At 52.6% G+C, this 12046-nt stretch carries 9 protein-coding genes, 6 tRNA genes and 3 rRNA genes; all 18 read left to right on the forward strand.

Features of this window, described 5'->3' with window-relative positions; translation table 11 throughout:
• Positions 1-280: 280 nt before the first annotated feature.
• Positions 281-1817, forward strand: a 16S ribosomal RNA gene (locus BFL40_RS18635).
• Between the two features lie 82 nt (positions 1818-1899).
• Positions 1900-1976: transfer RNA gene (locus tag BFL40_RS18640), tRNA-Ile, on the forward strand.
• Positions 1977-2006: 30 nt separating this feature from the next.
• Positions 2007-2082 (forward strand) — tRNA-Ala (locus BFL40_RS18645).
• A gap of 249 nt (positions 2083-2331) precedes the next feature.
• Positions 2332-5223 (forward strand): 23S ribosomal RNA (locus BFL40_RS18650).
• Between the two features lie 163 nt (positions 5224-5386).
• Positions 5387-5502 (forward strand): 5S ribosomal RNA (gene rrf, locus BFL40_RS18655).
• Together the 16S, 23S and 5S rRNA genes with 2 tRNA genes alongside form the textbook arrangement of a ribosomal RNA operon.
• Before the next feature lie 169 nt (positions 5503-5671).
• Positions 5672-6631 (forward strand): bifunctional biotin--[acetyl-CoA-carboxylase] ligase/biotin operon repressor BirA, encoded by a 960-nt coding sequence (birA, locus tag BFL40_RS18660; protein ID WP_071485365.1) that lies wholly within the window; start codon positions 5672-5674, stop codon positions 6629-6631.
• Positions 6621-7370, forward strand: a complete 750-nt coding sequence (locus BFL40_RS18665) for a pantothenate kinase (protein ID WP_071485366.1) — start codon at positions 6621-6623, stop codon at positions 7368-7370. Before birA ends, BFL40_RS18665 begins: the two co-directional genes overlap by 11 nt.
• A gap of 7 nt (positions 7371-7377) precedes the next feature.
• The gene (locus tag BFL40_RS18670) at positions 7378-7824 is read left to right on the forward strand and encodes a hypothetical protein (protein ID WP_071485367.1); all 447 of its coding nucleotides are present in this window, start codon (positions 7378-7380) and stop codon (positions 7822-7824) included.
• Positions 7825-7967: 143 nt separating this feature from the next.
• Positions 7968-8052, forward strand: a tRNA-Tyr gene (locus BFL40_RS18675).
• A 24-nt stretch (positions 8053-8076) separates the two neighbouring features.
• Positions 8077-8150, forward strand: a tRNA-Gly gene (locus BFL40_RS18680).
• A 26-nt stretch (positions 8151-8176) separates the two neighbouring features.
• Positions 8177-8252 (forward strand) — tRNA-Thr (locus BFL40_RS18685).
• A gap of 161 nt (positions 8253-8413) precedes the next feature.
• Positions 8414-8489: transfer RNA gene (locus tag BFL40_RS18690), tRNA-Trp, on the forward strand.
• A gap of 45 nt (positions 8490-8534) precedes the next feature.
• Positions 8535-8903 (forward strand): preprotein translocase subunit SecE, encoded by a 369-nt coding sequence (gene secE / locus BFL40_RS18695; RefSeq protein WP_003194658.1) that lies wholly within the window; start codon positions 8535-8537, stop codon positions 8901-8903.
• A 9-nt stretch (positions 8904-8912) separates the two neighbouring features.
• A complete protein-coding gene (gene nusG / locus BFL40_RS18700; RefSeq protein ID WP_003176436.1) occupies positions 8913-9446 on the forward strand; it encodes a transcription termination/antitermination protein NusG in 534 nt (177 codons plus the stop codon).
• Between the two features lie 117 nt (positions 9447-9563).
• Positions 9564-9995: a 50S ribosomal protein L11 gene (gene rplK / locus BFL40_RS18705; RefSeq protein WP_003176435.1), complete on the forward strand. Its 432-nt coding sequence runs from the start codon at positions 9564-9566 to the stop codon at positions 9993-9995.
• Positions 9995-10690, forward strand: a complete 696-nt coding sequence (gene rplA, locus BFL40_RS18710) for a 50S ribosomal protein L1 (protein ID WP_003176434.1) — start codon at positions 9995-9997, stop codon at positions 10688-10690. Before rplK ends, rplA begins: the two co-directional genes overlap by 1 nt.
• A 199-nt stretch (positions 10691-10889) precedes the next feature.
• Entirely contained in the window at positions 10890-11390 is a 501-nt protein-coding gene (gene rplJ / locus BFL40_RS18715; protein ID WP_071485368.1) for a 50S ribosomal protein L10, read from the forward strand.
• A 78-nt stretch (positions 11391-11468) separates the two neighbouring features.
• On the forward strand, positions 11469-11834 hold the full coding sequence (gene rplL, locus BFL40_RS18720; RefSeq protein ID WP_064454358.1) for a 50S ribosomal protein L7/L12: 366 nt from the start codon (positions 11469-11471) through the stop codon (positions 11832-11834).
• The last annotated feature ends 212 nt before the right edge of the window (positions 11835-12046 follow it).

Raw genomic sequence — 12046 nt, forward strand, 5'->3', positions numbered from 1 at the left:
GCGCAAGTGGTTGAAGTTGTTGAAGAAATCTTCGAAAGCTTCTGAAAATAATCACTTGACAGCAAATGAGGCTGCTGTAGAATGCGCGCCTCGGTTGAGACGAAAGATCTTAACCAACCGCTCTTTAACAACTGAATCAAGCAATTCGTGTGGGTGCTTGTGGAGTCAGACTGATAGTCAACAAGATTATCAGCATCACAAGTTACTCCGCGAGAAATCAAAGATGTAACCAACGATTGCTGAGCCAAGTTTAGGGTTTCTTAAAAACCCAAAGATGTTTGAACTGAAGAGTTTGATCATGGCTCAGATTGAACGCTGGCGGCAGGCCTAACACATGCAAGTCGAGCGGTAGAGAGAAGCTTGCTTCTCTTGAGAGCGGCGGACGGGTGAGTAATGCCTAGGAATCTGCCTGGTAGTGGGGGATAACGTTCGGAAACGGACGCTAATACCGCATACGTCCTACGGGAGAAAGCAGGGGACCTTCGGGCCTTGCGCTATCAGATGAGCCTAGGTCGGATTAGCTAGTTGGTGAGGTAATGGCTCACCAAGGCGACGATCCGTAACTGGTCTGAGAGGATGATCAGTCACACTGGAACTGAGACACGGTCCAGACTCCTACGGGAGGCAGCAGTGGGGAATATTGGACAATGGGCGAAAGCCTGATCCAGCCATGCCGCGTGTGTGAAGAAGGTCTTCGGATTGTAAAGCACTTTAAGTTGGGAGGAAGGGCAGTTGCCTAATACGTAACTGTTTTGACGTTACCGACAGAATAAGCACCGGCTAACTCTGTGCCAGCAGCCGCGGTAATACAGAGGGTGCAAGCGTTAATCGGAATTACTGGGCGTAAAGCGCGCGTAGGTGGTTTGTTAAGTTGGATGTGAAATCCCCGGGCTCAACCTGGGAACTGCATTCAAAACTGACTGACTAGAGTATGGTAGAGGGTGGTGGAATTTCCTGTGTAGCGGTGAAATGCGTAGATATAGGAAGGAACACCAGTGGCGAAGGCGACCACCTGGACTAATACTGACACTGAGGTGCGAAAGCGTGGGGAGCAAACAGGATTAGATACCCTGGTAGTCCACGCCGTAAACGATGTCAACTAGCCGTTGGAAGCCTTGAGCTTTTAGTGGCGCAGCTAACGCATTAAGTTGACCGCCTGGGGAGTACGGCCGCAAGGTTAAAACTCAAATGAATTGACGGGGGCCCGCACAAGCGGTGGAGCATGTGGTTTAATTCGAAGCAACGCGAAGAACCTTACCAGGCCTTGACATCCAATGAACTTTCTAGAGATAGATTGGTGCCTTCGGGAACATTGAGACAGGTGCTGCATGGCTGTCGTCAGCTCGTGTCGTGAGATGTTGGGTTAAGTCCCGTAACGAGCGCAACCCTTGTCCTTAGTTACCAGCACGTAATGGTGGGCACTCTAAGGAGACTGCCGGTGACAAACCGGAGGAAGGTGGGGATGACGTCAAGTCATCATGGCCCTTACGGCCTGGGCTACACACGTGCTACAATGGTCGGTACAGAGGGTTGCCAAACCGCGAGGTGGAGCTAATCCCATAAAACCGATCGTAGTCCGGATCGCAGTCTGCAACTCGACTGCGTGAAGTCGGAATCGCTAGTAATCGCGAATCAGAATGTCGCGGTGAATACGTTCCCGGGCCTTGTACACACCGCCCGTCACACCATGGGAGTGGGTTGCACCAGAAGTAGCTAGTCTAACCTTCGGGAGGACGGTTACCACGGTGTGATTCATGACTGGGGTGAAGTCGTAACAAGGTAGCCGTAGGGGAACCTGCGGCTGGATCACCTCCTTAATCGACGACATCAGCTGCTCCATAAGTTCCCACACGAATTGCTTGATTCATTGAAGAAGACGATAAGAAGCAGCCCGAAATTGGGTCTGTAGCTCAGTTGGTTAGAGCGCACCCCTGATAAGGGTGAGGTCGGCAGTTCGAATCTGCCCAGACCCACCAATTTTGTGTGGGAAACGCCTGTAGAAATACGGGGCCATAGCTCAGCTGGGAGAGCGCCTGCCTTGCACGCAGGAGGTCAACGGTTCGATCCCGTTTGGCTCCACCACTACTGCTTCTACGTTATGAAAGCTTAGAAATGAGCATTCCATCAGGTTGATGGTGAATGTTGATTTCTAGTCTTTGATTAGATCGTTCTTTAAAAATTTGGGTATGTGATAGAAAGATAGACTGAACGTTACTTTCACTGGTAACGGATCAGGCTAAGGTAAAATTTGTGAGTTACTCAGTTTTGAGTATTATCGAATTTTCGGCGAATGTTGTCTTCACAGTATAACCAGATTGCTTGGGGTTATATGGTCAAGTGAAGAAGCGCATACGGTGGATGCCTTGGCAGTCAGAGGCGATGAAAGACGTGGTAGCCTGCGAAAAGCTTCGGGGAGTCGGCAAACAGACTTTGATCCGGAGATGTCTGAATGGGGGAACCCAGCCATCATAAGATGGTTATCTTACGCTGAATACATAGGCGTAAGAGGCGAACCAGGGGAACTGAAACATCTAAGTACCCTGAGGAAAAGAAATCAACCGAGATTCCCTTAGTAGTGGCGAGCGAACGGGGACTAGCCCTTAAGTGGCTTTGAGATTAGCGGAACGCTCTGGAAAGTGCGGCCATAGTGGGTGATAGCCCTGTACGCGAAAATCTCTTAGTCATGAAATCGAGTAGGACGGAGCACGAGAAACTTTGTCTGAATATGGGGGGACCATCCTCCAAGGCTAAATACTACTGACTGACCGATAGTGAACTAGTACCGTGAGGGAAAGGCGAAAAGAACCCCGGAGAGGGGAGTGAAATAGATCCTGAAACCGTATGCGTACAAGCAGTGGGAGCCCACTTTGTTGGGTGACTGCGTACCTTTTGTATAATGGGTCAGCGACTTATTTTCAGTGGCGAGCTTAACCGAATAGGGGAGGCGTAGCGAAAGCGAGTCTTAATAGGGCGTCTAGTCGCTGGGAATAGACCCGAAACCGGGCGATCTATCCATGGGCAGGTTGAAGGTTGGGTAACACTAACTGGAGGACCGAACCGACTACCGTTGAAAAGTTAGCGGATGACCTGTGGATCGGAGTGAAAGGCTAATCAAGCTCGGAGATAGCTGGTTCTCCTCGAAAGCTATTTAGGTAGCGCCTCATGTATCACTGTAGGGGGTAGAGCACTGTTTCGGCTAGGGGGTCATCCCGACTTACCAAACCGATGCAAACTCCGAATACCTACAAGTGCCGAGCATGGGAGACACACGGCGGGTGCTAACGTCCGTCGTGAAAAGGGAAACAACCCAGACCGTCAGCTAAGGTCCCAAAGTTATGGTTAAGTGGGAAACGATGTGGGAAGGCTTAGACAGCTAGGAGGTTGGCTTAGAAGCAGCCACCCTTTAAAGAAAGCGTAATAGCTCACTAGTCGAGTCGGCCTGCGCGGAAGATGTAACGGGGCTCAAACCATACACCGAAGCTACGGGTATCACGTAAGTGATGCGGTAGAGGAGCGTTCTGTAAGCCTGTGAAGGTGAGTTGAGAAGCTTGCTGGAGGTATCAGAAGTGCGAATGCTGACATGAGTAACGACAATGGGTGTGAAAAACACCCACGCCGAAAGACCAAGGTTTCCTGCGCAACGTTAATCGACGCAGGGTTAGTCGGTCCCTAAGGCGAGGCTGAAAAGCGTAGTCGATGGAAAACAGGTTAATATTCCTGTACTTCTGGTTATTGCGATGGAGGGACGGAGAAGGCTAGGCCAGCTTGGCGTTGGTTGTCCAAGTTTAAGGTGGTAGGCTGGAATCTTAGGTAAATCCGGGATTCTAAGGCCGAGAGCTGATGACGAGCTAACTTTTAGTTAGCGAAGTGGTTGATGCCATGCTTCCAAGAAAAGCTTCTAAGCTTCAGGTAACCAGGAACCGTACCCCAAACCGACACAGGTGGTTGGGTAGAGAATACCAAGGCGCTTGAGAGAACTCGGGTGAAGGAACTAGGCAAAATGGCACCGTAACTTCGGGAGAAGGTGCGCCGGTGAGGGTGAAGGACTTGCTCCGTAAGCTCATGCCGGTCGAAGATACCAGGCCGCTGCGACTGTTTATTAAAAACACAGCACTCTGCAAACACGAAAGTGGACGTATAGGGTGTGACGCCTGCCCGGTGCCGGAAGGTTAATTGATGGGGTTAGCTAACGCGAAGCTCTTGATCGAAGCCCCGGTAAACGGCGGCCGTAACTATAACGGTCCTAAGGTAGCGAAATTCCTTGTCGGGTAAGTTCCGACCTGCACGAATGGCGTAACGATGGCGGCGCTGTCTCCACCCGAGACTCAGTGAAATTGAAATCGCTGTGAAGATGCAGTGTATCCGCGGCTAGACGGAAAGACCCCGTGAACCTTTACTATAGCTTTGCACTGGACTTTGAATTTGCTTGTGTAGGATAGGTGGGAGGCTTTGAAGCGTGGACGCCAGTCTGCGTGGAGCCAACCTTGAAATACCACCCTGGCAACTTTGAGGTTCTAACTCAGGTCCGTTATCCGGATCGAGGACAGTGTATGGTGGGTAGTTTGACTGGGGCGGTCTCCTCCTAAAGAGTAACGGAGGAGTACGAAGGTGCGCTCAGACCGGTCGGAAATCGGTCGTAGAGTATAAAGGCAAAAGCGCGCTTGACTGCGAGACAGACACGTCGAGCAGGTACGAAAGTAGGTCTTAGTGATCCGGTGGTTCTGTATGGAAGGGCCATCGCTCAACGGATAAAAGGTACTCCGGGGATAACAGGCTGATACCGCCCAAGAGTTCATATCGACGGCGGTGTTTGGCACCTCGATGTCGGCTCATCACATCCTGGGGCTGAAGCCGGTCCCAAGGGTATGGCTGTTCGCCATTTAAAGTGGTACGCGAGCTGGGTTTAGAACGTCGTGAGACAGTTCGGTCCCTATCTGCCGTGGACGTTTGAGATTTGAGAGGGGCTGCTCCTAGTACGAGAGGACCGGAGTGGACGAACCTCTGGTGTTCCGGTTGTCACGCCAGTGGCATTGCCGGGTAGCTATGTTCGGAATAGATAACCGCTGAAAGCATCTAAGCGGGAAACTAGCCTCAAGATGAGATCTCACTGGAACCTTGAGTTCCCTGAAGGGCCGTCGAAGACTACGACGTTGATAGGTTGGGTGTGTAAGCGCTGTGAGGCGTTGAGCTAACCAATACTAATTGCCCGTGAGGCTTGACCATATAACACCCAAGCAATTTGCGTCGGCTCTTTAATACAGAGCAGCAGATTGCGGTGTGTGAAGACGATAGAACCGAAAGTTCGAATCTCACAAAACACCGAAAGCTGTCACATACCCAATTTGCTGAAGCGAGGCATTCTTGTCACGACTCAGTACCCGAATTTCTTGACGACCATAGAGCATTGGAACCACCTGATCCCATCCCGAACTCAGTAGTGAAACGATGCATCGCCGATGGTAGTGTGGGGTTTCCCCATGTGAGAGTAGGTCATCGTCAAGATTAAATTCCAGAACCCCTGTTTGCTAACGCAGACAGGGGTTTTGTTTTGGGCGGTCGAAAAGTACAAAGGGGCTTATTGCGGCTACCTTCAGTGCTAAAGTCCGGCGGTTTCTATGCAATGCCCTTACGCATGGCTATCATGCGTGCCTCATTGTGAGGCGATACTTGCATGCTGACGTTGTTGAAACTTCTGAAAGATGGCCGATTCCACTCTGGAGAAGCGCTGGGCGAGGCCTTGGGCGTCAGTCGTAGTGCTGTCTGGAAACAACTCCAGCATCTTGAGGCCGAATTGAGTTTGCCGATTCATAGGGTTCGTGGCAGGGGATATCAGTTGGCCTCACCCTTGGTATTTTTGAATGCTGAGGACATAGCGGTTAATGCGGCTTCTTTGGCGTGGCCGATTCATATTTTCGACTCTATTGATTCCACCAACGCTGAAGCCTTGCGTCTTGTGGGGGGTGGTTGCGCCGCGCCGTTTCTGGTGCTTGCGGAGCAACAAACGGCCGGAAGGGGGCGGCGAGGTCGCAAGTGGGTCAGCCCCTTCGCTCAGAATGTGTATTACAGCCTTGTATTGCGCATTGAGGGCGGCCTGCGGCAGCTGGAGGGTCTTAGTCTCGTTGTAGGTTTGGCGGTCATGCACGCTTTGCGTGGGGTGGGAGTGCAAGATGCTGCCTTGAAATGGCCAAACGACGTTCTGGTTGGGACGAAGAAAATAGCCGGTATATTGCTGGAGCTGGTGGGGGATCCTGCTGATATTTGTCACGTTGTCCTGGGGATAGGTATTAACGTGAATATGCAGAAGGCGGATGAGGTTGATCAACAATGGACCTCGGTAGGGCTTGAAAAGGGTTCTCCGGTTGATCGTAACTATTTGGCAGCACAGTTGAGTCTGCAGTTACAAGACTATCTGGATCGACATAAGGCTTCCGGGTTTGCCGCACTCCAGGGGGAGTGGGAGCAACATCACCTGTGGCAGGGGAGGGCAGTGTCCCTAATTGCGGGCGTAAACCAGATTGACGGCGTGGTACTGGGTGTTGATCGTCAGGGTGCGTTGCGCTTGCGCGTTGACGGCGTCGAGAAAATATACAGCGGTGGTGAGTTAAGTCTGAGGTTGCGTGATGATTCTTGAACTCGACTGCGGGAATAGCTTTATCAAGTGGCGTGTACTTGAGTCGAATAAGGCTGATGCCTCTGTAGAGGGTGTTGTTGGTTCGGATGTCGCATTGATTGAAAGCCTGGAGGCGATTCCTGATCTGATGCTGACGCGTTGCCGGCTGGTAAGTGTTCGAGCGTTGGAAGAGACCGATAAGCTGGTCAAGGCGTTGAAGGGCGCTTTTGGCATTGCGGTGTCGTGTGCGGTCTCTGCACGAGAGATGGCGGGAGTGCGCAACGGCTATGAAGAGTTCGAGCGCCTCGGGCTCGATCGTTGGTTGGCAATGCTCGGCGGATTCAAGCTTGCGCCGGGAGCTTGCTTGGTGCTCGATTTTGGCACTGCGGCGACCGCAGACTTTATTGCGGCGGATGGCGAGCATCTAGGCGGCTTCATCTGTCCGGGGATGCCGCTCATGCGCAGCCAGTTGCGAACCCATACACGTAAAATTCGCTACGACGATGCGGCGGCTGAGAAGGCCGTTGAGCGTCTCTCTCCGGGTCGCACAACTGTCGAGGCCGTTGAGCGCGGTTGTACGCTGATGCTTAGGGGGTTTGTGCTTACTCAGCTCGAGCTGGCGAAAAGTTACTGGGGGGATGACTTCACCGTTTTCCTGACCGGTGGGGATGCTGACCTAGTCTTGGGTGCTGCGCCGCAGGCTCGGTTCGTTCCGGATTTGGTTTTTGTGGGGCTTGCTATGGCGTGCCCTTTGTCCTGAGGTGCTTATGCGTTGGCTGTTTTTGCTTTTGCTCGTTCTCAATGCCTTCTATTACATCTGGCATCAACAAGATGCACCGCTGCGTGCCAAGGATGTTACGCCTTTGAGCCTCTATCGGAGCTCTCAGCAGGATATACGTCTGTTGAGTGAGTCTCCTGATTCCCTGGCGCGGCGTGATCGAACAAAAGCCACTGATCCACAAAGCACCTGTTTGTACATAGGTGGCTTTGCTGATCAGGTGCAAGCCCAGTCGGTTGAGCAGCGCCTTATTAGCCTGGATATAAAGGTCAAGGTCCAGTTGCTGAGCACGCCGGACGCTTCGGGCTACTGGCTCCGTGTTGCTCCTGAAAGCAGGCGCCTGGCTGACGATCTGCCCTTTGAAAACCTTGCTAAGGAATTCAATGAGTTAAAACATAAAATAATGTTGTGCGAAGGCGTTGCAACTCTCGAATAGTTTGCATAGAATGGCGCCCGCTTCGCAGTGAAGGCCTTTACGGTCTACGGTGTGGGGCGAAGGTCAACGCAGCTAACCTCATATTTTTAAATGAGAAAATGCTTGACAGAAGGTCGGCGTGATGTAAAATGCCGGCTCGCTTAGGAGGGGTTCCCGAGCGGCCAAAGGGATCAGACTGTAAATCTGACGTCTACGACTTCGAAGGTTCGAATCCTTCCCCCTCCACCATTTTTAGCGTGAGCTGCAAGCTCCGCGGGTATAGTTTAGTGGTAGAACCTCAGCCTTCCAAGCTGATGATGCGGGTTCGATTCCCGCTACCCGCTCCAAGTTTGCAGGTTGTGCAAGGTGTTTCGCTCTTGTAGCTCAGTTGGTAGAGCACACCCTTGGTAAGGGTGAGGTCAGCGGTTCAAATCCGCTCAAGAGCTCCATATAACAAGGCAGATATGAAAATATCTGCCTTTGTTTTAACAGCTGCCTCGGCTTGTTGGTGTTGTATCTGGCTTTGTTGTCAGGTGATTTCAAGTCTAGTGGGGTTGGTTGTTGTAAAGTCTTTTTCAGGCCTGCATAATGGTCGGCCTGATTTTGTTTTAGGTCAGTAGCTCAATTGGCAGAGCGACGGTCTCCAAAACCGTAGGTTGGGGGTTCGATTCCCTCCTGACCTGCCAGATTCACGTGGTGTGTCTGGCTTTCTTTTCACAGGATCTTCATAGATGACTCCTAAGGCTGAAGCTCAAAGCTCTCGTTTCGATCTCGTCAAGTGGCTCGCCGTAGTCGCGTTGGTGGTCGTAGGCGTTGTTGGCAATCAGTACTACTCTGCTTCGCCGATCCTGTACCGCGTGCTCGCTTTGCTTGCTCTTGCTGCTGTAGCTGCCTTTGTAGGCCTGCAGACTGCCAAAGGCAAGTCTTTCGCGGTCCTGGTAAAGGAAGCTCGCACCGAAATTCGTAAAGTCGTTTGGCCGACTCGCCAAGAAACCACGCAGACCACGTTGATTGTTGTGGCTGTTGTTCTGGTTATGGCGTTGCTGTTGTGGGGGCTTGATTCCCTGCTCGGCTGGCTTGTTTCCTTGATTGTTGGCTAAGGGTGTCCCGTGGCTAAGCGTTGGTACGTTGTGCATGCTTACTCGGGTTACGAGAAGCATGTTATGCGCTCTTTGCTGGAGCGCGTAAAGCTGGCAGGCATGGAAGATGGCTTCGGCGAAATTCTGGTTCCCACTGAAGAAGTGGTTGAAATGCGGAATGGTCAGAAGCGTAAAAGCGAACGCAAGTTCTTTCCAGGCTATGTGCTGGTTCAGATGGACATGAATGAAGGTACTTGGCACTTAGTCAAAGATACCCCTCGTGTCATGGGTTTCATCGGCGGTACCGCTGATAAGCCTGCTCCTATCACCGACAAAGAGGCAGAAGCGATTCTGCGTCGTGTTGCTGATGGTAGCGACAAGCCTAAGCCGAAGACGTTGTTCGAGCCGGGTGAGGTTGTTCGTGTCACAGATGGTCCGTTTGCTGATTTCAACGGCACCGTCGAAGAAGTTAACTACGAAAAGAGCCGGATCCAAGTGGCAGTGCTCATTTTCGGTCGCTCTACTCCGGTAGAGTTGGAGTTCAGCCAGGTCGAGAAGGTCTAGCTGAGCAAGCATCCCAACCCCGCAGCCTTAGGCTGTGGGGTTTTGTCGTCACTGGGATATACGCGCAAGTAACCGGGGAGCCTTTCGAGGCGCTTGAACCCGTAATTGGAGTGCCTCATGGCCAAGAAGATTACCGCTTACATCAAGCTGCAAGTGAAGGCCGCTCAGGCCAACCCAAGTCCACCCGTCGGTCCAGCTCTGGGCCAACACGGCGTGAACATCATGGAATTCTGCAAGGCCTTCAACGCCCGTACTCAGGGTCTTGAGCCAGGTCTGCCGACTCCAGTGATCATCACTGTATACAGCGACCGTAGCTTCACTTTCGAAACCAAGTCGACCCCGGCTTCGGTTCTGTTGAAGAAGGCTGCTGGTCTGACTAGCGGTTCCGCTCGTCCTAACACCGTTAAGGTTGGCACCGTAACTCGTGCTCAGCTGGAAGAAATCGCGAAAACCAAAAACGCGGATCTGACTGCAGCTGATATGGATGCAGCCGTGCGTACCATCGCCGGTTCTGCTCGTAGCATGGGCCTTAACGTGGAGGGTGTGTAATGGCTAAGCTGACCAAGCGCCAAAAGGCTATCGCCGGCAAAATCGAAGCGGGCAAGTCCTACAACTTTGTAGACGCTGCTGCTCTGCTGACCGAGCTGTCGACTGTCAAGTTCAGCGAGTCCGTTGACGTTGCTGTAAACCTGGGTGTTGACCCGCGTAAATCCGACCAGGTCGTTCGTAGCGCTACTGTGCTGCCACACGGTACTGGCAAGACTGTACGTGTTGCTGTCTTCACCCAAGGCCCGGCAGCTGAAGCTGCTCTGGCCGCCGGCGCCGATCGCGTTGGCATGGATGACCTGGCTGCCGAAATGAAAGGTGGCGACCTGAACTATGACGTCGTTATTGCTTCCCCGGATGCAATGCGCGTTGTAGGTCAGCTGGGTCAGATCCTCGGTCCACGTGGTCTGATGCCTAACCCTAAAGTCGGCACCGTAACTCCAGACGTAGCTACCGCGGTTAAAAACGCCAAGGCTGGTCAGGTTCGTTATCGCACCGACAAAAACGGCATCATTCACACCTCCGTTGGCAAAGTCGGCTTCGACGCCGTCAAGCTGAAGGAAAACGTTGAAGCCCTGATCGCTGATCTGAAGCGTATCAAGCCAGCTTCCTCGAAAGGTATCTACGTCAAGCGCGTTACCCTGAGCACCACTATGGGCCCAGGTCTGGTCATCGACCAAGGCTCGCTGGACGTATAAGACACAAGTTGGCGCAAGCGATTGCGCCAATTGAAAAAATTGGGGTCCCTGCCTGGCGGGGGCTATCCAAGACCGTAGGCGACGCAAGTCTTAAACCACAAGCCTACGCAGATGGTGCTCCCGGTTCCTTACCGAATCAGACACCAAAACGACATCCGGCTTCGGCCAGATGAAACGGTAACAAGCAGGAGTTAAACCCGTGGCAATTAATCTCAATGACAAGAAGGCCATCGTCGCTGAAGTCAACGAGGCTGCCAAAGCTGCTCTGTCCGCTGTCGTGGCTGATGCCCGTGGTGTGACAGTAAGCGCTATGACCGGACTCCGTAAAGAGGCTCGTGAAGCTGGCGTATACGTACGTGTTGTACGTAACACCCTGCTCAAGCGCGCTGTTGCTGACACTGAATACAGTGTCCTCAACGACGTGTTCACCGGCCCGACCCTGATTGCGTTCTCCACTGACCATCCTGGCGCTGCTGCCCGTTTGTTCAAGGAATTCGCCAAGGGTCAGGATAAGTTCGAGATCAAGGCAGCTGCGTTCGAGGGCAAGTTCCTCGCAGCTAACCAAATCGACGTACTGGCAACACTGCCGACCCGTAACGAAGCTATTTCTCAGCTGATGAGCGTGATTCAAGGCGCTACCAGCAAGTTGGCTCGTACTCTGGCCGCAGTTCGCGAGCAAAAAGAAGCTGCCGCAGCCTAAGGCTGAGCATTTTCTCTCGCGTTTTTTTGTTTATTTCGATGGCCGCGTAGGCCGTCCCCCAATTCAGGAAATACAGCAATGTCTATCTCCCAAGACGATATCCTCAACGCCGTAGCTGAAATGTCGGTTCTGCAGGTTGTTGAGCTGATCAAAGCTTTCGAAGAAAAATTCGGCGTTTCCGCTGCCGCTGCTTCTGCTGGCCCAGCTGCTGCTGCAGTTGTTGCTGAAGAGCAAACCGAATTCAACGTCATGCTGCTGGAAGCTGGCGAGAAGAAAGTAAACGTGATCAAGGCAGTACGTGAACTGACCGGTCTGGGCCTGAAAGAAGCCAAGGCTGTAGTTGACGGCGCTCCTGCCCAGGTTCTGGAAGCAGTGTCGAAAGACGCCGCTGACAAAGCCAAAGCAGTACTGGAAGAAGCAGGCGCTAAAGTCGAGCTGAAGTAAGCATCGACCTTGCGTCTCCAGCCCAAGCGTTAAGCTGAAGGCTGATGGCTGGTGGCTCATGCCACCGGCCTTTTTCCGTTCTTGGCTGTCGACTCGGTCGCCGCCATTAACGCGCTGTAGCCACCCGATGCGGTGGTGCAAACCATGGGGTTTGCGAGATTTTCTGGCTGCTCCCGTCGGGAGGGGCCAAACAAGCAGGTGACCAAGCTGGG

The sequence above is a fragment of the Pseudomonas costantinii genome (assembly GCF_001870435.1).
Taxonomy (GTDB): domain Bacteria; phylum Pseudomonadota; class Gammaproteobacteria; order Pseudomonadales; family Pseudomonadaceae; genus Aquipseudomonas; species Aquipseudomonas costantinii.

What these genes read in the sequence shown, in the direction of transcription:
- birA (WP_071485365.1), top strand. Translation starts at nt 5,672, where the DNA reads ATGCTGACGTTGTTGAAACTTCTGAAAGATGGCCGATTCCACTCTGGA.
- BFL40_RS18665 (WP_071485366.1), top strand. Translation starts at nt 6,621, where the DNA reads ATGATTCTTGAACTCGACTGCGGGAATAGCTTTATCAAGTGGCGTGTA.
- BFL40_RS18670 (WP_071485367.1), top strand. Translation starts at nt 7,378, where the DNA reads ATGCGTTGGCTGTTTTTGCTTTTGCTCGTTCTCAATGCCTTCTATTAC.
- secE (WP_003194658.1), top strand. Translation starts at nt 8,535, where the DNA reads ATGACTCCTAAGGCTGAAGCTCAAAGCTCTCGTTTCGATCTCGTCAAG.
- rplK (WP_003176435.1), top strand. Translation starts at nt 9,564, where the DNA reads ATGGCCAAGAAGATTACCGCTTACATCAAGCTGCAAGTGAAGGCCGCT.
- rplA (WP_003176434.1), top strand. Translation starts at nt 9,995, where the DNA reads ATGGCTAAGCTGACCAAGCGCCAAAAGGCTATCGCCGGCAAAATCGAA.
- rplL (WP_064454358.1), top strand. Translation starts at nt 11,469, where the DNA reads ATGTCTATCTCCCAAGACGATATCCTCAACGCCGTAGCTGAAATGTCG.